We start from the raw sequence: 21894 nt of genomic DNA, 5'->3' as shown, positions 1-21894 counted from the left end.
AATGGCCGGCAACAGCAACAATCCTCGGTGGGACATGTCTCGCGCTTCAATCCGGGGCAACATGGGGGACTACGGTCATGTCTAACGAAGCACCAACTCATCTGCATGGCCAATCCATTGCCGAGAAAATCTCGAAGCTGACGGCATTCATTGCCGACGACCTCGATGCTCGGGGCGCGCACGGTTTGCTCGCCAGCGGTGGATGCTACCTCCTCGTTGCCCGTTCTCCAGAAAGCCCGGTCGTGCAAGCTCTGCGCGGCCACGCGGGGCGCATGTCGTCGATGGGAATCCGCGTCCGCGCCATCTTCAGCGACGTGGACCAGGCCAATCCGGTGCACCTTTTGGCCCCGTTCTCCATGCCGAGCGAGTGCCGGATCGTGCGCGACTCGCGCCTGCTTGCGGCTCACGAACAGCTTTCGCTGTCCCCGACCAGCACCTGGATCGGCGACTGCATGCGGCGCGAGCCCAACAAGCGCGATGCCCTTGAGCAGTATGCCGGCGACTGCGCTAAGACGGGCGCGCACGCCGCACGCTCGTTCGAACACCTGTGGCGCGTGACTGCACCGTTGTTCGCCGTGCCGCCGCTGGCTGCCCTGGCGCAGATGCCTGAGATCGCCGCGTTGGGTGAGGAGGCTGCGCCCTACGGGATGCGCCGCCAGTAAAGCGGTCACACGCTAGATTTTGAGCCATTCGGAAGGCCGGCGCTGACAAGCGTCGGCCTTTTCGATTTGGGCCGGCGCAAACACCCGCAACTGGCGGAAATTGGCGGCAAGTCCTTGGTTATCGCCGCCGCGTGGACATTGGCCCCCCTTCGCCTTCACCGGGACACCTAACGCTCCGATACTGCAAATGGATCGTTTCGGCTCAGTCCCCCATGGTGGCCACAATGCATTTAATCGCGCGCATCTTCCTCGCCTTATGTCTCATCTTGCCTTTAGCGCCCGCGATGGCGCAGCAGCAGACCTCGCAAGAGGTGCATCCGTTCGCGCACCAAGGCGTCAAAGGTGACGCGCAGCGCTACGAGGCGTACCTCAAAGCGAACTGGAAGCTGTCAGGGCAGAGCGCAGCCGACCTGATCCGAGAGGGTGGCCGCGAGCTGGCAACTGATCCGCGCGCTGCCTCGCGCAGCTATGCCGGTGCCGCCGTTGCCGACGGGCAAGACGCTGAAGCTTGGATGGGGCTTGCGCGTGCGCTGCTCGCCATTCCGCCCGATCCCAACAAGGACAGCGAACGTTACGATCTTCCGGTGAATGCGTCGGGCGCGGCCCATATTGCTTATGAGCGGAGCAAGGACGACCCGCAGCGTGCGCGAGCACTTGCTGTTCTCGGTGATACTTTGCAGCGGCGTTCCTACTGGCGGCCGGCGCTCGACGCGCTGAAGACTTCCCTCGCCCTCGCCGACAATGGCGCTGTGCGCGAAAGCTACGACAAGCTGCGCGCCGAGTACGGATTCCGCATGACCGACTATAAGGCGGATGCGGAGACGTCAGCGCCGCGACTTTGCCTGCAATTCTCGGAGAGCCTGGCGCGCGGTCAGGTGGATTTCACCAAGTTCGTCTCGGTCGACGGCAAGGACCCGCAGGGCGTCGTTGCAGAGAACGAGCAGCTTTGCGTCGAAGGCCTCGCGCACGGAAAGCGCTACCGGGTGCAGGTGCGCGCGGGGCTGCCGTCAGCGGTCGAGGAGGAACTGCAGAAGAATATCGACATTGCCGTCTACGTGCCGGACCGCAAGCCGTTCGTGCGCTTTTCCGGCAAGTCGTACGTGCTGCCGAGCCGCGGCCAGCAGGGTATTCCGCTGGTCTCGATCAACACGCAGAAGGTGGATGTCGAGGTCTATCGGATCGGCGACCGCAACCTGGTCGGTGCCATCGAGGGCGGCGACTTCCAGCGTCAGTTGCAGTCCTACGAGGTCGATCAAATCCGTTCGCGCAGCGGCGAGAAGGTGTTCACCGGCTCGATGGACGTGCCGCAGAAGCTGAACGAGGAGATGACGACGGCACTGCCGGTGACCGACGCAGTCGGCACGCTAAGGCCGGGCGTCTACGTAATGATCGCCAAGCCGTCGCAGAAATCACGCAACGACTACGGCACCGAGGCGACGCAGTGGTTCATCGTGTCCGATCTCGGGCTCACGGCATTCTCGGGCGATGACGGCGTGCATGCTTTCGTGCGCTCGTTGGCGGATGCAACGCCGTCCGGCGAAGTCAACGTCAAGCTGATCGCGCGCAACAATGAGGTGCTGGGCACTGCGAAGACCGACGCGCGCGGCTATGCCCGCTTCGAGGCGGGGCTTGCGCGCGGCGAGGGCGGGCTGCAGCCGGCGATGCTGGTGGCAGAGAATGCTGGCGGCGAATACGCCTTCCTCGACCTCACCTCGGGTGCGTTCGACCTGACCGATCGCGGCGTGAAGGGCCGCGAGGCGCCGGGCCCGCTCGACGGCTTCGTCTACACCGAGCGCGGCGTCTACCGGCCGGGCGAGGACGTGCACCTTGCGGCGCTGGTGCGCGATGCGACGGGCAAGGCTGCGACGCTCCCCGTAACGCTGATCGTCACGCGGCCCGATGGTGTCGAGCACGCGCGCTACACGTTGAAGGATCGCGGGCTTGGCGGGCGTGACATTACGCTGCCACTGGCACCTTCGGCCCAGACCGGCACTTGGCGGGCGAAGCTGCACACAGATCCGAACAAGGATGCGATCACGCAGGTTTCGTTCCTGGTGGAAGACTTCGTGCCTGAGCGCCTCGACATGAAGCTCGAGCCGCCGACGGCTGCGCTGTCGCCGCAGGAGACGCAGACGATCAAGGCGACGGGCCGCTATCTCTACGGTCCTCCGGCCGCCGACCTCGCCATCGAGGGCGACATCATCGTCAGGCCGTCGAACAAGGACGTGGCGGGATATCCCGGCTTCACGTTCGGTCAGGCGGACGAGTTGATCGAGCCGGTGCGCAAGCCGCTCGACGGTGTGGCGACCACCGACAAGGACGGTGTTGCGCAAGTTGCCGTGACACTTCCGGCCGTGCAGCAGACCGCAAAGCCCCTTGAGGCGAGCGTCGTTTTGCGGTTGCGCGAGACGGCCGGGCGCACGATCGAACGCAGCGTCACCGTTCCGGTGGATCTGAAACAGGCGCGCATCGGCCTCAAGCCGCTGTTCAAGGGCTCGGAGCTCGATGAGAAGCAGACGGCCGGTTTCGAGGTCGTCGCGCTCGACACCGACGGCAAGCGCGTTGCTGCCGACGGGCTCAACTGGGTTCTGAACCGGCTCGACACGAACTGGCAGTGGTATCGCCGCGACGGGCAGTGGAACTACGAGGCGGTGACGCTGACGCGCAAGGTTGCGGACGGCACGCTCAACGCTGGGGCTGATGGCGCGTTTGCGAAGATCGAGGCTGGCGTCGACTGGGGCCGTTACAAGCTCGAGGTGACGTCGGCCGATGCAAGCGGTCCAGCAGCCAGCATGACGTTCAATGCGGGCTGGTACACGACGGCTGACGAGGCCGAAAGCCCGGAAGTGCTCGACGTGGCGCTCGACCGTGCAAGCTATAAAGTCGGCGAGACGGCGAAGCTGCGTATTGCCACCAAGGTCGGCGGCAAGGCTCTGATCTCGGTGCTGTCGGATGGTCTGCTGTCGCAGCAGGAAATCGAAGTGCCGAACGGCGGCGGCGAAGCCGAGGTTAAGGTTGGGGAGGAGTGGGGTCCGGGCGCCTACGTCACGGCGATGCTCTATCGTCCGCTGGATGAGAGCCTGAAGCGCATGCCTTCGCGCGCCATCGGCGTTGCCTGGCTCGGCCTCGATCAGGCTGAGAAGACGCTGACGATATCGATCAATGCGCCGGAAAAGATCAAGTCGGGCACGACGCTGACTGTTCCGGTGAAGCTCGAAGGTCTCAAGCAGGGCGAGGAGGCTCGTCTCACGCTTGCGGCGGTCGATCTCGGCATCGTCAATCTCACCCGCTTCAAGACGCCGGCGCCGGAGAGCTGGTTCTATGCGCAGCGCCGGATGGGCCTCGAAATCCGCGACTTCTACGGCCGGCTGATTGACGGCATGCGCGCAGAGCGTGGCACGCTGCGTTCGGGCGGTGACGGCGGAGCGGACATGGGGGCTCAGGGCAGCCCGCCCGTGGAAGAAACTGTCTCGCTGTTCTCGGGCATCGTCAGTGTCGGCGCGGATGGCACGGCCACTGTCAGCTTCGACATTCCTGACTTCAACGGCACCGTGCGACTCATGGCCGTTGCCTGGAGCGCGAACAAACTCGGCCATGGCCAAGCGGACGTCATCGTGCGCGACGCCGTTGCGTTGACTGCGTCTGGTCCGCGGTTCCTGACACTTGGCGATGAAGCGCGGCTGGATATCGCCGTGCACAATGTCGAAGGGCCGGATGCTTCGTACAAACTCGACCTAACAACACCCGTCGCGGAAGGGGCGGACAAGCCTGTCCATACGGCGAGCGTCGACCTCAAGGCGAATGAACGCCGCGCGGTGCAGGTACCGATCAAGCCTGTGGACGTGGGCATTATCAACTACGACATCCGCGTTACTGGGCCTGACGGCATCGACGTCAAACGTCACCTGACATTCGACGTGAAGCCGCCGGCCGCGGACGTGAAGCGCACGACGATCGCCAAGCTGAAGCCGGGTGCGAACATCACGCTCAGCCCTGACTTGGTGCACGATATGATCGCCTCGCGGACGCGCGTGTCGATGAGCGTCGGGCCGATGGCAACGCTGGACATTCCCTCGCTGCTGACCCAGCTCGACCGCTATCCTTACGGCTGCGCAGAGCAGACGGTTAGCCGCGCGTTGCCGCTGGTTTATGCGAACGCGGTGGCGGCTCAGCTCGGCATCGCGCCGGATAAGGAGCTGAAGGAGCGGGTTCAGAAGGCGGTCGATCGCGTGTTCGAAATGCAGGATGCCAGCGGCGCGTTCGGCGTGTGGGGGCCGTCGTCGACGGATCTCTGGCTGACCGGATACGTCACCGACTTCCTGACGCGCGCGAAGGAACAGGGCTTCGACGTCAATCCTCAAGGCTTCACGCAGGCGCTGGACCGGCTGCAGAACTTCATTGCCTATGCGGAGGACTTCCAGAAGGGCGGTGAAGACCGGGCTTATGCGCTGTACGTGCTGGCTCGCAACGGCCGCGCGCCGATCGGCGACCTGCGCTACTACGCAGATACGCGTCTCGACCGCTTCTCGACGCCGCTTGCCAAGGCACAGCTCGGTGCGGCGCTTGCGATGGTCGGAGACAAAGTGCGGGCAGAGACCGTCTTCGGCTCGGCGCTCGACGCGCTCGATTTGCCGGAGGCAACCGGGCTCGGCGGGTATCGCGCCGACTATGGCTCGGATCTGCGCGACAGCGCAGCGCTGGTGACACTGGCAACCGAGACGCGTGTTTCCAACGTAGAGGGCCCCAAGCTCGTCAACGTGATCGCCAAGGCGTACACGGGGCGCAGCTATACCTCGACGCAGGAACAGGCGTGGCTGCTCCTGGCTGCCAATGCGCTGGCCGAGGAAGGCAACGACCTGAAGCTGATCATCAACGGTGCTCCGGTCGTCGGTGCCGTGACGCGAGCGATGTCGGCGGGCGAACTGCTGAAGGCGCCGCTGAGCGTGACCAACGATGGTTCGGCATCCGTCGATGCCGTCGTGAGCGTGGTCGGCTCCGCGTTGACGGCTGAACCTGCGGTCTCCAAGGGCTTCACCATCGAGCGCAGCTTCTACACGCTCGACGGCAAGCAGGTGGAACTCAAGAGCGCAACGGGCGGCGAAGGCGAGATCAAGCAGAACGAGCGCCTCGTGGCGGTAGTGAAGATCGAAGCAAAGGAGCCGGGTGGCCGCGTGATGCTGGTCGACCGGTTGCCGGCTGGCTTCGAGATCGACAATCCGCATCTGGTCGACTCGGGCGATGTGAAGGCGCTGCCGTGGCTGAAGACCTCGGTGCAGCCGGAGCACTCCGAGTTCCGCGATGACCGGTTCGTCGCCGCGTTCAACTTCTCGGGCGCGAGCGTCGAGCAGGTGAGCCAGCAGGCGGAAACGACGCCCGACGGGCAGACCAACACCAAAGGGCCGGCCGCTTCTGCGACCGTCGCCTATCTGGTGCGGGCGGTGACGCCGGGCACGTTCGTGCACCCCGCGGCGACGGTTGAAGATATGTACCGGCCCGAGCGTTACGCGCGTTCGGCGGCGGGCAAGCTCTCCGTCACTTCGGGCAAGTGATGGCGATGGGAGAATTGATGAGAAAGCTGCTCCACCTCTTGCCCTCCCCCCTTGCGGGGGAGGGTCAGGGAGGGGGGAGTTTAGAGTCGGAATCGGGTTGCACCACCCCCACCCCGGCCCTCCCCCATCGAGGGGGAGGGAGAAACTGGGGGCGGGCCGCTGCGTTTAGCATTGCAGCGCTGGCGGGTGTGTGCGGGCTGGGCTTCGGCGCGGGGTATGTGGCGCTCGAAGAAATCGGGCCGCCGGACCTCAAGCAGACCGAGAACATCTCCACCATCGTGCTCGACCGCAACGACCGGCTGTTGCGCGCGTTCACCACGGACGACGGGCGCTGGCGGTTGCCGGTCGAGGTTTCCGAGGTCGATGATCGCTATCTGGCGATGCTGATGGCGTTCGAAGACAAGCGTTTCTACCAGCACGGCGGCGTCGACATGCGGTCGATGGCGCGTGCGGCGGTGCAGCTCATCGGCAATGGGCGCATCGTCTCGGGGGCCTCGACGCTGACGATGCAGGTCGCGCGGCTCGTGGAAGGGAAATACGAGCGCTCAAGCCGCGCCAAGATCCGACAGATCGGGGGCGCGCTGCAGCTCGAGCACTTCCTGTCAAAGAAAGAAATACTGGCGCTGTATCTGCGGCTGGCCCCGTTCGGCGGCAACATCGAAGGCGTGCGCGCAGCGTCGCTGGCTTATTTCGGCAAGGAGCCGCGGCGGCTCTCGGTCGGTGAGGCGGCATTGCTGGTTGCCCTGCCGCAGTCGCCGGAATGGCGGCGGCCCGATCGAAACCCAAAGGCCGCACGCATCGCGCGCGACCGGGTGTTGCAGCGCGCCGTTGAGGGTGGCGTGATCACGGCGGCGGAAGCGGAACGCGCATCGCACGAGCCCGTGCCCACGGCGCGGCGTGCATTTCCGAAGCTGGCGCCGCATCTTGCGGAAGCGGAGGTGATCGCCAAGCCGGCGGAGGCCGTGCACCACCTGACCATAGACAGGGGCGTGCAGCGCGCGCTGGAGGGGCTTGCGGAAGAACAGACGAAGCTGCTCGGCCAGAAGCTTTCGGCGGCGATCCTCGTCGTCGATCACATGACGGGCGAGGTGATCGCGCACGTAGGCTCGGCCGGATACCTCGATGATGGGCGGTTCGGTGCCATCGACATGGTGGGTGCGACGCGCTCGCCGGGGTCGACACTGAAGCCTTTCATCTATGGCCTCGCGTTCGAATCCGGCCTCGCGCATCCACAGAGTCTGATCGAGGATCGACCAGCGCGCTTCGGCAACTACGCGCCGAAGAACTTCGATGAAGACTTCCACGGCACGGTGACAATTCACGACGCGCTGGCGCAGTCGCTGAATATCCCGGCGGTGAAGGTGCTGAACGCGATCGGACCCGGCAAGCTCGCGGGGCGCTTCAGGAAGGTTGGCGTCGAAGCCATGTTCCCCGACAGGAGCCTGCCGACGCTGGCGATGGCTTTGGGCGGCGTGGGCCTGACGCTGCGCGATATCGCGACGCTCTACACCGCGCTCGCCCGCGGCGGCGACGTGACGCCGCTGATCTATCGAATGTCGGATCTCAAAGTGTCGGCGGAAGCGCTGATTCACGGGAAACAGGCGGAGCGTAAGCGGCTGATGTCCCCGCTGGCGGCCTGGTACGTGACCGACATCTTGAAGGATGCACCGCCGCCGCTGAACGCAAAGGCGGGTCGCCTCGCTTACAAGACGGGCACCTCGTACGGCTATCGCGACGCGTGGGCGGTCGGTTACGATGGCCGTCATGTCGTGGCGGTGTGGGTCGGGCGCCCGGATGGCGCGGCGACGCCGGGGCTGTCCGGCCGCGTTGCAGCGGCTCCAATCCTGTTCGATGCGTTCGCGCGGCTCGGCGAGCGACGCGCCGCGCTGCAAAGCGCGCCTGCCGGGGCTTTGCGGGTGACAGGCTCCGAGTTGCCGCCGCCTCTGAAGCGCTTTCGTGAGAATGGCGTCGAAGCTGCGCAGGGTCCGTTCCTGGAGCCGCGCGTGGCGATCTCCTATCCGCCTGACCGCGCCGAGGTCGAATTGGAGACCGATGATCCGGTGCTGCTGAAGGCCAGCGGCGGCGTGCTGCCGCTCACCTGGCTGGTAAATGGGGCACCGATAACGTCCGATCCGCGCGCGCGGCAGGTGGTTTGGCAGCCCGACGGCAATGGCTTCGTCAGCTTCTCGGTCGTCGATGCGAAAGGCCGAGTGGACCGCGTGACGGTGCGTCTGAAGCCGACCGCGCAGCTCGTTCCAATGGCGGCAGAGGCGCAGAAGCGGTAGTGTTTGCCGGAGAGCAGCAGGCAGCGGCACAAGCGGCGATGAAAAGACTGATACCGGCAATCATATTGGCGCTGTCCGCCGCCGTCGCGGGATGCAGCGAGCAGCCGGCTGCGGAGCTACCAGCGCTGGATGCGAACAGGTCCGAAACCTCCGTCTCGGGCATCTCCTCGGGCGCCTATATGGCCGGGCAGTTCCAGATGGCGCACGCCAAGGACGTCGTCGGTGCGGCGATCATCGCAGGCGGGCCTTATGGATGCTCTGAGAGTCTCTACGCCGATGTCATCCCCGGGCCGGGGACGGTGCTCCTGAATCTCACAAAGGCGATCAACGGCTGCATGCAGGACGCGCTGCAAGCATTCGGCGTGCCGAACCCTGCGCTGCTGGCCCAGCGCGCCAGCCGTCTTGCCGAGCACGACCGCATCGATCCGATCGCCGATGTGCTGACCGACCGCGTCTATATCTTCAGCGGTAAGAACGACACCACAGTGGTGCCGGCAATCGTCGAAGCTGCGCGCAACTTCTATGTCGATGTCGGTGTGCCCGACGCCAACATCCTGTTCGTGTCGGACGTTCCCGCCGGGCATGCGTTCGTCACCGATGATCGCGGGCCGGCGTGCGACTACACGGGCAAGCCGTACATTGTCGACTGCGATTATGACCAAGCGGGCGCACTCCTGGAGCAGATCTACGGCCAACTAAAAGCGCCGGCGGAAAGGGCTGCCGGGCGGCTGATGGCGTTCGACCAGTCGGTCTTTACGAAAGGCCTCTCCAATCACGGACTGAGCGATCTCGGCCTCGTCTACGTGCCGCAGGGATGCGAGGCGGACGCGGGCTGCCGCGTTCACATCGCGTTCCACGGGTGCGGGCAGAACCGCACTTTCGTCGGCGATGCGTTCGCGCGCGATTCCGGTTTTGCACGCTGGGCGGACGCCAACAACATCGTAGTGCTGTTCCCGCAGACGGCGGCGACGCCGGTCAATCCGCAAGGCTGCTGGGACTGGTGGGGATATACCGGGGCCGACTACCTGACGCGGAAAGCGCCGCAAATCACTGCGGTTTACCGCATGCTGGAGCGCCTGTCGGCGCCGCGGACCTCTTCCTGATACCCCTGACAATCTTGCGACGCGGCAACGCGGCACAGCGGGGTTGCAGCTGGGTCCATTGGCGCGGCAGCCCAGCTCGCATAACTTGCGCCCAGCATGCGCCGGCTGGCCACGGGCTGCCCGCAATAACGAATTGAGAAGGGGGACGCCGATGGCGCAACTACTCACGCTCGGCTGGACGGGCGGGGCGCTTCGAGCGCCGGGGCGGCGCTCGTTCGATGTCATCGCAACGCTAGCAGCCGCGGTGATGGTCACCGTATCGACGGCGGCAGCCGTCATGGAGCAGGCGCGGTTCGACGATGAGCCGGCACAAGCGCGCGGAAGCAAGGCGGGCAGCGGCAGCCCTGTAGCGATCGGCAACGAGACGACCATCGGCGCCTACACGGGCGTTCCCTACACGTACCCCACCGCCGCGCACATCAAAGGCGCAGGAGACAATCCCGCGACGGACTTCACCATCGATCCTGTCGGCTGGTACACGGACCCGTTCAAGAGTCCGATCTACTACGGCGCGCGCGTCGCGCGGTGGTTCTCAGGCGGGAAGGCTGGCACGGGCGTCGACTTCATCCATTCGAAGGCGATCGCGCCGCTAGACGATGAGGCCAACTTCTCGGGCACTCTCGACGGACAACCGCTGCCGGCGCGCACGCGAATTCGCGACGTGGTGAAGAAGCTAGAGTTCTCGCATGGCCACAACATGCTGCTCCTGACCGGCTTCCTGCGCCTGCCGAGCATCGGCGCTCGCATCAGCCCGTATGTCGGTGCGGGCGGCGGCGTGCTGCTGCCACACACGGAATTCGCCCTAACGAACGGCAGCCGTCCGCGCACCTATGAATACAACTACGCAGGCCCGGCTGGGCAGGCGCTCGCGGGCTTCGAGATACGGCTCTCGAAACTGTCGCTATTCGTCGAATACAAGTTCACCTACGGCCACTACGGGGCGCCGCTGAGCGAGGCCGAAGGGAGCTGGCTGCCGCTCGATCTCTGGCGGCAGGTGTCACGCTGGTTCGCAGGCGAAGCTCCTCCCGGTGGTCACATCTCGACGGAGGTGGTCAGCCATCAGGTGGTGGGCGGACTTACGGTGCGGCTGGCGCGGTAGGCGCTCGCGCCTTTCAGACAAGGGCCGGAAATCCCCTTACCCGGACGCAATCTATCGATCGCGCCCGACCTCTCCCAGCAGGGAGAGGTTAAGTCTCGTCGATATCGCTGTCGGCGGCGCGTTTGACTAGGTCGTAAACCCATAAACCGGGAATGACCGAGATGGGTGGGAAGTTGCCTGACGGCTTACAGCGTAGATACTCCGAAAGCGGATATCGTTCCGATCAGCGGTGGACCATGGAGCGTGATTGTTCGACGGCCGGCATTTTGAGTGTTCCCAGGATGCTCAATCTTGACGGTTTCGGTCACGTGAGGTTGAGCCCACCATCGGAGAGCAATATCTCGCCGGTCAAATAATCCGATTGCACGAGCATCATGACAGCTTGCGCAATGTCGTCCGGGCTGGCCGGTCGTCGCATCGGCGCGCGCGTTCTCCATAACTCTTGGGCTGCCGTCCAGTCGGCTGTTAGCGGTGTGTCGACAAGGCCTGGCGCAACGGCATTTACCCTGATGGCTGGCGCCAGTGACAATGCAAGTAGCCGTGTCACGTGGTTGAGCGCCGCCTTAGTGGCTGCATACGGAATTGAGGCCCCTTTTGGCCGAACTCCGGCGTGAGAGCTAATGTTTACGACACAAGCCGTTCGTCCATGCTGCGCCGCGTTGCGCAGCGCGGTCTCAGCTTCAGCTATAAGGTGAAAGGGCGCCACCATATTCACTTCGTACAGTGCGTGCCAAATCTCCGAAGTGGCTGCACGCAGATCGGCGTGGGGTATCACACCGCTCAGACCAGCATTGTTCACCAGCACGTCCAACCGCCCCCATAAGCCAACAGCGTCATGTATGAGACGTCTGCGGTCGCTTTCTCGGGCTAAGTCGGCTTGGATATAGCTGGCAGATTTGAGCTCGGCCGCAAGGGACCGACCTTTATCCTCGGAATTACGAGAATGGAGGATAACATTGTACCCTTCCTGCACGAACCTCCGGGCAACAGATTCGCCAATTCCAGATGTTGAACCAGTGACAAGGGCGACGGGACGATAATCTTCCACCAGGCTCAACTCTTCTATCAATTCCTGTCCCTCGCTTATGGCTGCCTTCCGGAAATATCAAATGATCTGGCAGTGACGGCCTTGGGTCGATAGCTGCCGGGCCGCTTCCTTGGTTCGCCAAATACTGTTTCAGCATCGGCATGAGCTAATATGACCTGACCGACTTCGAGTGGCGCGTGATCGAGCCGCTGCTGCCCAACAAGCCATGAGGCGCACCGCGCGTCGATGACCGGCGCGTGCTAAACGGCATCTTCTGGGTGCTGCTGATCAAGGAACAAGGCGCTACGCCCAACCTAGCCGCGGCACATCGCTGTGCAACCGGGCGCGGGCGCGAGATAGATGGTGCGGTCCTCCTGCAAGAGGACGTCGCCGATCGTTTCGGTGACGATGCCGCTTTTCGATTCCCACAGGTCGCGGCCGGTCTGCCAATAGCCGCCGGTGTTTTCGATGATCGGCTTCAAGCGCTTCAGCCATTCGGCGGAAACGCCGGCGGGCACGTAGTAGCGGTCGTGGAACTGATCGATGGAGCTCTTGCCGGGCGCGCCGGTCTGCACCTCGTCGACGCCGCCGGTGAGCTTGCGCCGCCAGGTGCGATGGAAGAACCACAGGCTGCTCAACGCGGCACGGCGATTGTCGCTGGCGAGGAAAATCGGGATGCAAGCGGACGCGCAGGTCGAGCCCTGATCGACGATGGTCGTCAGTTTGTGCGTTTCCTTGATGTGGTGCAGCACGGCGATGGTGCCGGCCATATAGTCGACGCGGCCGCCGCAGGACTTCAGCGAAAGCTCGACGGATTTGACGCGATGCTTGTTGGCCTCGAACGCGTCGTCGAGAGCGGTGGCCATCTTCTTGTTGACCTTGCCGGTCCAGCTCAGGACGAGCTTCTCGCCGCCAACGATCCTGGCCGGCGAAAGCCTGCCGTCGGCGCAATCGTCGCCCGCCACGGCAGGCTGCCAAGGCCACGCGAACAGCACGATGATGAAGAGAGCCCCCAGGGTACGCATGCCCTAATTGCTCCGCCACTCTCGTGGCGAAAAAAGGGTAAAGCGATGTTAACCAAGATAATGGTGAACGGGCATCAGAACCGGCGGAGCAAGCGCTCGTAGTAGTCCAGCTCCTGGGTCGGACGGGCCGGCTGGGCGAGGCGACGGCGCAGCTCTTCGAGGATCTCACGCGCGCGCTGCATGTCGATCTCGTCGGGCACCTTCACCGAGTTGCCGGCATCGGGGCCCTGGAAACGCTGCGGACGGCCGAGCGGATCTCGCGGCTGATTGCCGTTCTGGCCATAGCGCGATGAGCCTTCCTTGGACATGCCCTCGGCCATCTTCTGCGCCCCCTGGCGCATCTGGTCGAGCGCTTCGGACTGATCCGAGAGCGCGGTGTCCATGTCATTTTCTTCGAGCGACTTCTCGGCGTTCTCCATGGCGTCGCGCGCCTTGTTGAACTCGTCCTGGCCGGCGCCAAGCTCGTCCAATTCGCGGCGCAGTTTTTCGAGCTCGTCCTTCAGTGCCTGTTGCTGCTCGCTCAGGCTGCCCTTGCCGCCTTGCTGACCCTGCTGTTGGCCTTGCTGCCCGCCCTGGCCTTGTCCCTGCTGACCTTGGCCTCGCTGACCCTGCTGGCCGCTCTGCCCTTGCTGGCCGGGCATGTTTTGGCCCTGGCGGCTGCGGCTCTGCTGCTGACCATTCTCGCCGGGCATGGTGCCACCGGGGGTCTGCTGGCGGCGGTTCTCGCGATAGGTGTCGTCCATCAGGCGCTGCTGGCGCCCGACGAGACCGCCAAGCTCATCGAGCTTCTTCTGCATCTGCTGGCCGCGTTGGGCCTGCTGCTGGGACTGCTGACCCGACTGCAGACGCTCCAGCAGGTCGCGCAGCTCGGCAAGCATCTGCTGCGCCTGATCGCGCGAGCCGGACTTGGCCATGTTCTCCAGATTTTTCATCATCTGGTCGAGGTCTTGCTGGCTGATCTGCTGGTTCTGCTGGTCGAGGCCTTCGGGCGGAGCCTGATCCTGGGCGTTCTTCGCCATCTGCTGCATGTACTTGGAGAGCGCCTCGCGCAGCTCCTGCATGGCCTGATCGATCTCGCTGTCGGGCGCGTTCTTTTCCAGCGCCTCCGCGAGCTTGTCCTGAGCGTCCTTCAACGCCTTCTCGGCTTCGGAAAGGTCGCCGTCCTCGATGCGCAGGGCCATCTCCCACAGGCCGTCGGTGATGCTCTTCAATCCTTCGCGCGAGGTGTCGCGGTCGAGGTTGCGCATCGCGGTGCGCAAGCCGAGGTAGACGGCGGTTGAATCGATGAAGCCTTCCGGCTCGATCGTCAGCGCATCGAGCGCGCGCTTGGCGAGCGGGGCGTAGCGCGGATCATCCATAAGCTTGGCGCGCTGCTCGACGACGGCACGGGCCAGCGGCTTCTGGAAGATGCGCTGAGGGAGCACCAATCGCATCGGCTTGGAGCGGCCGACGTTGCCAGCGATGTCCTTGGCTTCGAGGGTCATGATGACCTCGCGGCCGGCATAGGGGTGCGGGCCGAAATCGATATAGGTCTCCGCCTGCTTCTGCGAGGGACGCGGCAGGCGCAAGGTGATCTCGGGCGGTGGCTCATGCGGCGGGCGAGGGCCCTGCAGCACTTTGGGCTGAGCCCACGCCTTGCTGGGATCGACCGGCTTCTCGGAGCTGCGATCGCGTTTCACATCGGCGCTGGCGGAGACGACGCCGTAGTCGTCCTCGACGGTATAGGTGAGCTTCATCGAGCCGCGGCGTGTGCGCTCGGGCGCTTTCGCCACTGCGATGACCGGCGCCTTATCTGGCCGGACATAGAACGCCCAGCGCGCCAGCTCGACGCCGCCCGCCAGGACGCGGATCTCGGCGGACTTGCGCAGCTCGTAACGGATTTCGGAGATATCGGCGCTCGGCGCGGTCGACTTGCCGGCATCGGGCGCCTTGGCTTCGACGTGCTGGCGCTCGGTCGAGCCTTCAGCGAATACGTCGAGCGAAGGGGCGCCGAGCCCCTTGCCGCTGGTGCGCACGATGAGCACGCTGCGGTCAGGCACGTCATAGAGTTTGGGCTGTGTCTCAGCCGCGGCGGGACCGCGGGCGCCGTCTGCCAGCATGATCGGAGCCTTGCCGGTGTAGGAGGGCGGCGTCACCCAGGCATCGAGGCGAGCTTCGGCAATGGCCTTTGCGGCGTTGAAGCGGAAAGCGGAGCGCAGACGGTCGGACGCGCTGTCGCCTACGAGGGCCAGCAGGGCGACAACTCCGAGAACGAGCAAGCCGCGCAGGGCGACGGGATCCTGGCGGTCGGCGCGGGGTTGAGGCGGGCCGACACGCAGCTTGGCGAGGGCCGCTGAGAGGCGCGCGCGGTGCGCCTGCCAAATGGCGGCGGTGCGCGGGTCGTCGGCGTTGGCGGTGACGGTGTCCTCGTAGGACGAGGCCGGGCGGTGCGGAACGCCCGAAACGCGTTCGATGCGGCGGACGGCCTCCTCACGCGCCGGGTATGGCGTGCGCAGCGCGTAAAGGACGGCGGCGACGGCCGCGATCGCAAAGGCCGCAAGCGCGAGGTAATGCAGCGGGTCGGACAGCAGCGGCCAGATGCCGGCGAGCGAGACCAGCAGGAAAAAGCCGACAAGGCCGAGGATGATCCAGATGCGCGGCCACAGGCGCTCGAAGAAGAGCGCGAAACGGCTCATGCGCACTTTGCGCGCGAACTTAGCGTCGATGGGGGAAGCTGCCTGCGGCTCCGTCATGGGCGAAACGATACCCGGAACATTGCGGCGGGCCTAGCGGCGCGCCGCCGCGTCAGGATTAAAGTTTGGTCATTCTCGCGTGATCTGGCTTGGGTGGATGGCCCTATTTCAGCCAGGCGGGAAGCTTGTCCAGGGCGATTTGGGCGTCGGGGGTAACGCGCGGGCGGACAACGGCATATTCATCGCCGTTCACCAGTACTTCGGGCACCAGGGCGCGCGTGTTGTAAGTCGACGACATGACGGCCCCGTAGGCGCCGGCCGTCATGACAGCGATGAGGTCGCCGGAGCTGAGCGGCGGGAGCTTGCGGTCGAGGGCGAGATAATCGCCGGTCTCGCAGACAGGCCCAACGATGTCCTGCACGATGGGCGGCATCGCGCTCTTTGCCTCGTCCACAGGCCAGATCTCGTGCTGCGCCTCGTAGAGGGTCGGGCGGATGAGGTCGTTCATGGCCGCATCTACGATGGTAAAGGTCTTGTCGACGCCTTCCTTCGAATAGATGACGCGGCTGACGAGGACGCCGGCGTTGCCGGCAATGACGCGGCCGGGCTCCATGACGATCTTGAGCTTCAGGGGCCCGAGTTCTTCCTTCACGATGGCGGCGTACGCGGCCGGCGGCGGGGCGACCTCGCCCTCCGACATGTAGGGCACGCCAAGGCCGCCGCCGATGTCGAGGTGGACGAGCTTGTGCCCGTCGGCGATCAATTCAGTGGCCAGTTCGCGCATAAGGCGGAAGGCGTTGCGGAAGGGATCGAGCTGCGTGATCTGGCTGCCGATGTGCATATGAATGCCGGTGACGGCGATGCCGGGCAGCTTGGCGGCTGCGGCATAAATGCGGCGCGCATCGGCATAAGGGATGCCGAACTTGTTCTCGGCCTTGCCGGTGGAGATCTTGGCGTGGGTTTTCGCGTCGACGTCGGGGTTGACGCGAAGAGCGACGTGGGCGGTCTTGCCGAGGCTGGCTGAGACCTCGCTCAGGGCGCGCAACTCTGGCTCGCTCTCGACGTTGAACCCTAGTATGCCCTGCTGCAACGCGTAGGCCATTTCCTCGCGGGTCTTACCGACGCCGGCAAAAATGATCTTATCTGCAGGCGTGCCGGCAGCGAGGGCGCGGCGCAGCTCGCCTTCGGAGACGACATCCATTCCGGCACCGAGGCGGGCGAGCGTCGCCAGTACGGCCTGGTTGGAGTTGGCCTTGACCGCGAAGCAGATAAGCGCGTCCTGGCCGGCAAAGGCCTCGGTGATGACCTTGTAGTGCCGCTCCAGGGTGGCGGTGGAATAGCAGTAGAAGGGCGTTCCGACCTCGTCGGCGAGGCGTGCGAGGCTGACGCCCTCGGCGTGCAGCACGCCGCCGCGATAATGGAAATGGTGCATGAGACGGGGTCTCTCGTTGGCAGCGAGCTGCTAAGTCGTGCGCCGCTAATAGCGGGAGAGAGCAGGCAATGGCAATGGCGGGACGATGAGCGAAGCAAAACAAGCAGATCAGGTAGGTGTCGCGACGGACCTCGAGCGGTCCGTGGGGGTTCCGCTCGCTGAATTCACGTTCACCATCGCCGGCCGGACGTGGCGCATCGAGGCGGCGCGGGACCATGCCTCGCTGCTGAGCGCGGTCGAGACCTACGCGGCTTTCCCATTCGGCCTGCTCGTATGGGAATCGGCGCAGGCGCTGGCCGAGACGCTGGCGGCGGAACCTGATCTGGTGGCCGGCAAGACCGTGATGGAGCTGGGTGCCGGCGTGGGATTGCCCGGCATCGTGGCGCGCTCGCTGGGAGCTGCGGCAGTGCGGCAGACCGACAACGTCACTCAGACTCTGACACTGTGCCGGGTGAACGCAGACAATAACGGGGTCGAGGGCATCGAGCTTGCGCTCGCCAACTGGGATGCCTGGACCGACACGCGGACATACGACGTCATCATCGGCTCGGACGTTCTGTACGAACGGACGGCGCATGCGCCGCTGGCGGCGATCCTGGAGCGCAACCTTAGTCCCGGGGGCCGCGTGCTGATTGCCGATCCGGGGCGGCAGGATACACCGCTGTTTGTCCGCGAGCTGGAGTCGGCGGGGTGGAAGTCGACCCGACGGCGGAGGGAGGTCCCGTCAATGATGCCGGGCGGCGCCGACATGGTCGACGTCGACATCATCGAGCTTTGGAAGTGAGGCGACGCACTGGCGTGGGCGCCCTTGGCGCCGTGCCGCTGCGCGGCCGAGAGGGCTGTGTGGGAAGCTACTGCCAATCACACTCTAGCTGATAGTCGCTCGGACGATCGGAGCGCGGTTAGCGCAGAAGGGGGTCGAGGATGAAGCCGTCGTGTGGCTTCGGCGGGGCGGCGCTGCCTGGCTGGGTGCCGGCAGCCTCGGCCGACTTGGCTGTGCCGTCGGCTTTGGCGGTGGGCGGCGGATCGAGCGAGCCACGGACGCCGCAGCCACCGAAACCGAGGCAGAGCCCGGCCGCGATCAGCACGGCAACCATTGCCTTCGGTGTCAACGATACGCGCATGTCCCAGACGACCCCACTCCACGCGGCCAGCGCTGGCTAACGCCGCATAGCCAAGGAACCCCACCGCAAAGGCGGATCTGGGGCGCCTCAGCACCTTTGGCAGTTCTAGCCCTTCGGCGGGGCGTTTTCCAACCGCTTCCGCCAGGAGGCCGCCATTTTGGCGACGTTCTGTGGCGCAGTTCCCCCATGGCTGATGCGGCTCGCTACCGAGTTCTCAGGGCTCAAAACCGTGAAAACATCGGCCGTTATGCGCGGCTCGATGGCCTGCATGGCGGGAAGCGGCAACTTATCCAGAGGAAGATTGTCGGCCTCGGCGGCGGCGACGATGCGGCCGGTGACGTGGTGCGCGTCGCGAAACGGCATCTTGAGGACGCGCACGAGCCAGTCGGCGAGGTCGGTCGCCGTCGAATAGCCGCCCCCAGCGGCAGCCAGCATCGGTGCCGCCTGAGGCTGCATATCATCTACCATGCCGGTCATCGCCGCCAGGGCGAGGGCGAGGCTGTCGAGGGCGTCGAAGGCGACCTCTTTATCTTCCTGCATATCCTTGGAATAGGCGAGGGGCAGGCCCTTCATCACCATCATCAGGCTCTGAAAGGCACCGGCGATGCGGCCGACCTTGGCGCGCGACAGCTCGGCGGCGTCCGGATTGCGCTTCTGCGGCATGATCGAGGAGCCGGTGGTGAACTTGTCGGTCAGCTTGATGAAGCCGAACTGCGGCGTCGACCACAGCACGATCTCCTCGGCAAAGCGCGACAGGTGCATGGCACAGATCGATGCGGCGGCCAGCGTTTCGAGGATGAAATCGCGGTCGGAGACGCTGTCGAGCGAGTTGTCGGTCGGCTTGGCGAAATCGAGTGCCTTGGCGGTCGCGTGGCGATCGATGGGGAACGAGGTGCCGGCGAGCGCGGCGGCGCCGAGCGGGCATTCGTTGAGGCGCGCGCGGGCATCGGCGAGGCGGCCGCGGTCGCGCCCAAGCATCTCGACGTAGGCCATCAGGTGGTGGCCGAAGGTGACCGGCTGGGCGGGCTGCAGATGCGTGAACCCAGGCATTACCGTGCCGGCGTGAGCTTCAGCCTTGCGTACGAGGGCGAGTTGCAGCGCCGCCAGGGCAGCATCGAGGCCGTCGATGCGCTCACGCACGTAGAGCTTGAAATCGGTCGCAACCTGATCGTTGCGCGAGCGGGCGGTGTGCAAACGGCCGGCGGGCGTGCCGATGACTTCCTTCAGCCGGCTCTCGACGTTCATGTGAACGTCCTCGAGCGCGCGGGAGAAGGGAAAATCGCCTTTTTCGATCTCGGCGCCAACCTTGCCCAGGCCGTCGATGATTGCCGCGGCGTCCGCTTTCTCGATGATCCCGGCATCGGCGAGCATGGCGGCGTGCGCCTTGGAGGCGCGGATGTCCTGCGGGGCCATACGCTTGTCGAAGCCGATAGAGGCGTTTATCTCCTCCATGATCTCGGCCGGCGAGACCGTGAAGCGACCGCCCCACATGCTGTTAGCAGGCTTGTCCGTCACGGTTTTCTGTTCTCCGTCAAGGCCGCTCGATGAATGCTCGGCGAAAGAAGGCACATGAGCGATCATTCCCAGCCAAAGAAGCCAGACCGCTCGTTGGTCTTCGTTTGGATCGCCGCGCTGGCGGCTATCGTTGCGTTCGCGGCGGTATACGTCACGATGGGCGGCCCTGACAATCAAGGTGCGGCAACTTCCGGCGGGAACGCGCACGAAGCGACGTCCAGGGGCAATCCGCTGGCCACCGGCGCGATGACGACGTTCGTGTTCAAGCCGAAGCCCGCGGCGCTGCCGGACATCCGATTTGTTAACAGCCAAGGCACGGAAGTGGGGCTCGACAGCCTGCGCGGCAAGGTGGTGCTGCTGAACGTCTGGGCGACGTGGTGTGCGCCGTGCCGCGAGGAAATGCCGGCGCTGAACCGGCTGCAGGAGGCGTTGGGCTCGGACAAGTTCGAGGTGGTGGCGCTGGCGGTGGACAAGAGCGGCATCGAAGGGGCGCGCAAGTTCCTCACCGACATCAAGGCCGACAAGCTCGCCGTCTATGCGGACCCCACCGCCAAGGAAGGCACCACGCTGAAAGTCATCGGCATGCCGACGACGATCCTGATCGATGCGGAAGGGAAGGAGATCGGGCGGCTGATCGGCCCGGCGCACTGGGACAGCGCGGATGCCAAGCGGCTGATCGAAGCGCAGCTGCCAAAGCAGGGATAGGGGGCGAGACTCTGCTGTTTTGTCATCCCGGGCGAAGCGAGCATCGCGAGCGAGACCCGGGACCCAACCCAGGCCCCCCGAAAGCTGTATCGTAGCTGCGCCGCTCTTTGCGCTTGATCCCGGATTGCGGCTTTCGCCGCCTCCGGGATGACAGAACCTAGGCTGGTTGCGGGCCGCTTAGAAGAAGAAGCGGGAAGCCAGGGAGAACGCGGCGAGCGCGAGGGCGCCGAAGAACAGGACCTCGTTGCGGCGGGCTGCGAATTCGATGCGGTCGATGTGGGCACCAAGGCCGCTCAGTTCGGCGAGCTTGCGATCCACCGGCTCGAACGACTTGTAGGTGAGCCCGGCGAACTTGCTGCGATCCCCCTCGATGGCGTCGAGGCGGGATTTCAGATCCTTGCAGGTGCGCTGAAGATCGGTGAGCTTGTAATCGCGAGAGTTTTCGAGGCTCATTTCGAAAGCCTGGAAGCGCTTGTTGCGGCTCGCCTCCTCGGCCATCTCGGCTATGGTCTCGCGGGACTTCTCCAACTCGCGCTCGAGGCGGGCGATGGTGCCGCCGATGCGCTCGAACTGGACGGCGGCCTCGGCTACGAAGCCTTCTTTGCCGACCCACTTGCCGCTCGCGACGCGAGGGGCAACTGCAACAACTCTTTCACTCTGCAACACGACGCAACTCCACCCACGCCACGCAACTCCCGGAACCTTTTTTGAGTATCGCGTGATGGGCTTAACACCACGTATCCAATTGAAGATATGGGCGAAAGAATTCGTTCGCATTGACACGAAATTACCCGCGGGCGACAACGCGGGCCGTTAACAGACAAAGACGGGGAAACCGATGTCAGCAAGCGTGAACACGACCGAGTTGCAGAGCGCCATCGAGGCCATGTGGGAAGAGCGTCAGGGCATCTCGTCCGGCACGACCGGCGTCGTTCGCGATACGGTCGATAAGGCGCTTGATCTGCTGGACAAAGGCATCGTCCGGGTGGCCGAAAAGGGCTCGGATGGCTGGACCGTCAATCAGTGGTTGAAGAAGGCGGTGCTTTTGTCGTTCCGCCTCAACGATATGGTGCCGATCTCGGGCGCGCCGGGCGGGGCGACCTGGTGGGACAAGGTGCCGTCCAAGTTCGACGGTATGACGCCGGACGATTTCCGTCGCGCGGGCTTTCGCGCCGTGCCGGGCTGCATCGTGCGGCGCTCGGCGTACATCGCGCCGACCGTCGTGCTGATGCCCTCGTTCGTCAACCTCGGCGCCTATGTCGACGAGGGCACGATGGTCGACACGTGGGCGACCGTCGGCTCGTGCGCGCAGATCGGCAAGAACTGCCACATCTCGGGCGGCGCGGGTATCGGCGGCGTGCTGGAGCCGCTGCAGGCAGGCCCGGTCATCATCGAGGACAACTGCTTCATCGGCGCGCGCGCCGAGGTGGCCGAAGGTGTCATCGTCGGTGAGGGCTCGGTGCTGTCGATGGGCGTCTATCTCGGTGCGTCGACGACGATCATCGATCGGGCGACGGGCGAGAAGTTCTTCGGCAAGGTGCCGCCGTACTCGGTGGTGGTTTCCGGCGCGATGCCGGGTAAGCCGCTGCCGGACGGCACGCCGGGACCGAACCTCTATTGCGCGGTGATCGTCAAGAAGGTCGATGCCAAGACGCGGTCGAAGACATCGATCAACGAGCTGCTGCGCGATTAGCTC

At 64.9% G+C, this 21894-nt stretch carries 15 protein-coding genes; 8 read left to right on the top strand and 7 right to left on the bottom strand.

The features are described 5' to 3' along the window. Positions 1 to 77: 77 nt before the first annotated feature. The 5 genes from ACP15D_RS13760 to ACP15D_RS13740 all read left to right on the top strand — a co-directional run bounded on the left by ACP15D_RS13760 (position 78) and on the right by ACP15D_RS13740 (position 10698). Positions 78 to 662, top strand: a complete 585-nt coding sequence (locus tag ACP15D_RS13760; protein ID WP_424958016.1) for a hypothetical protein — start codon at positions 78 to 80, stop codon at positions 660 to 662. A 224-nt stretch (positions 663 to 886) separates the two neighbouring features. Further along, a complete protein-coding gene (locus tag ACP15D_RS13755) occupies positions 887 to 6211 on the top strand; it encodes an alpha-2-macroglobulin family protein (protein WP_424958015.1) in 5325 nt (1774 codons plus the stop codon). Continuing rightward, complete coding sequence (pbpC, locus tag ACP15D_RS13750; RefSeq protein WP_424958014.1) at positions 6211 to 8496, top strand: penicillin-binding protein 1C; 2286 nt, start codon at positions 6211 to 6213, stop codon at positions 8494 to 8496. Before ACP15D_RS13755 ends, pbpC begins: the two co-directional genes overlap by 1 nt. 38 nt (positions 8497 to 8534) lie before the next feature. Next, entirely contained in the window at positions 8535 to 9599 is a 1065-nt protein-coding gene (locus ACP15D_RS13745) for a poly(3-hydroxybutyrate) depolymerase (protein WP_424958013.1), read from the top strand. A gap of 151 nt (positions 9600 to 9750) precedes the next feature. After that, the gene (locus ACP15D_RS13740; RefSeq protein WP_424958012.1) at positions 9751 to 10698 is read left to right on the top strand and encodes a hypothetical protein; all 948 of its coding nucleotides are present in this window, start codon (positions 9751 to 9753) and stop codon (positions 10696 to 10698) included. A 304-nt stretch (positions 10699 to 11002) separates the two neighbouring features. On the opposite strand, the gene ACP15D_RS13735 is transcribed toward ACP15D_RS13740, so the two are convergent. The 4 genes from ACP15D_RS13735 to lysA all read right to left on the bottom strand — a co-directional run bounded on the left by ACP15D_RS13735 (position 11003) and on the right by lysA (position 16854). Continuing rightward, positions 11003 to 11767, bottom strand: a complete 765-nt coding sequence (locus tag ACP15D_RS13735) for an SDR family NAD(P)-dependent oxidoreductase (RefSeq protein ID WP_424958011.1) — start codon at positions 11765 to 11767, stop codon at positions 11003 to 11005. A gap of 272 nt (positions 11768 to 12039) precedes the next feature. Beyond that, positions 12040 to 12750: a hypothetical protein gene (locus ACP15D_RS13730; RefSeq protein ID WP_424958010.1), complete on the bottom strand. Its 711-nt coding sequence runs from the start codon at positions 12748 to 12750 to the stop codon at positions 12040 to 12042. Between the two features lie 74 nt (positions 12751 to 12824). Further along, a complete protein-coding gene (locus ACP15D_RS13725) occupies positions 12825 to 15482 on the bottom strand; it encodes a TIGR02302 family protein (RefSeq protein ID WP_424958009.1) in 2658 nt (885 codons plus the stop codon). Positions 15483 to 15585: 103 nt separating this feature from the next. Further along, positions 15586 to 16854: a diaminopimelate decarboxylase gene (gene lysA, locus ACP15D_RS13720; protein ID WP_424958008.1), complete on the bottom strand. Its 1269-nt coding sequence runs from the start codon at positions 16852 to 16854 to the stop codon at positions 15586 to 15588. 85 nt (positions 16855 to 16939) lie between these two features. On the opposite strand from lysA, the gene ACP15D_RS13715 reads away from it, so the two are divergent. Further along, positions 16940 to 17638 carry a class I SAM-dependent methyltransferase gene (locus ACP15D_RS13715; RefSeq protein WP_424958007.1) on the top strand — a complete coding sequence of 233 codons (699 nt, stop codon included), beginning with the start codon at positions 16940 to 16942 and terminating at the stop codon, positions 17636 to 17638. 118 nt (positions 17639 to 17756) lie between these two features. Here ACP15D_RS13715 and ACP15D_RS13710 read toward each other — a convergent pair whose 3' ends face one another. Together ACP15D_RS13710 and argH are read right to left on the bottom strand one after the other, a co-directional pair. Continuing rightward, positions 17757 to 17978 (bottom strand): lipoprotein, encoded by a 222-nt coding sequence (locus ACP15D_RS13710; RefSeq protein ID WP_072370835.1) that lies wholly within the window; start codon positions 17976 to 17978, stop codon positions 17757 to 17759. A 105-nt stretch (positions 17979 to 18083) separates the two neighbouring features. Then, a complete protein-coding gene (gene argH, locus ACP15D_RS13705) occupies positions 18084 to 19493 on the bottom strand; it encodes an argininosuccinate lyase (protein ID WP_424958006.1) in 1410 nt (469 codons plus the stop codon). A 54-nt stretch (positions 19494 to 19547) separates the two neighbouring features. On the opposite strand from argH, the gene ACP15D_RS13700 reads away from it, so the two are divergent. Continuing rightward, the gene (locus ACP15D_RS13700) at positions 19548 to 20198 is read left to right on the top strand and encodes a TlpA family protein disulfide reductase (protein ID WP_424958005.1); all 651 of its coding nucleotides are present in this window, start codon (positions 19548 to 19550) and stop codon (positions 20196 to 20198) included. Between the two features lie 177 nt (positions 20199 to 20375). Here ACP15D_RS13700 and ACP15D_RS13695 read toward each other — a convergent pair whose 3' ends face one another. Further along, complete coding sequence (locus ACP15D_RS13695; protein WP_424958004.1) at positions 20376 to 20864, bottom strand: hypothetical protein; 489 nt, start codon at positions 20862 to 20864, stop codon at positions 20376 to 20378. Positions 20865 to 21036: 172 nt separating this feature from the next. Here ACP15D_RS13695 and dapD point away from each other — a divergent pair, with 172 nt between their 5' ends. Beyond that, a complete protein-coding gene (gene dapD, locus ACP15D_RS13690) occupies positions 21037 to 21891 on the top strand; it encodes a 2,3,4,5-tetrahydropyridine-2,6-dicarboxylate N-succinyltransferase (protein ID WP_424958003.1) in 855 nt (284 codons plus the stop codon). Positions 21892 to 21894 lie beyond the last annotated feature (3 nt).

Origin of the sequence: Hyphomicrobium sp. 1Nfss2.1, from assembly GCF_965243865.1 — a bacterium.
Classification (GTDB): Bacteria; Pseudomonadota; Alphaproteobacteria; order Rhizobiales; family Hyphomicrobiaceae; genus Hyphomicrobium_A.
Note: the sequence above shows the minus strand (reverse complement) of the source record. Positions and strands in the feature narration are given on the sequence as shown.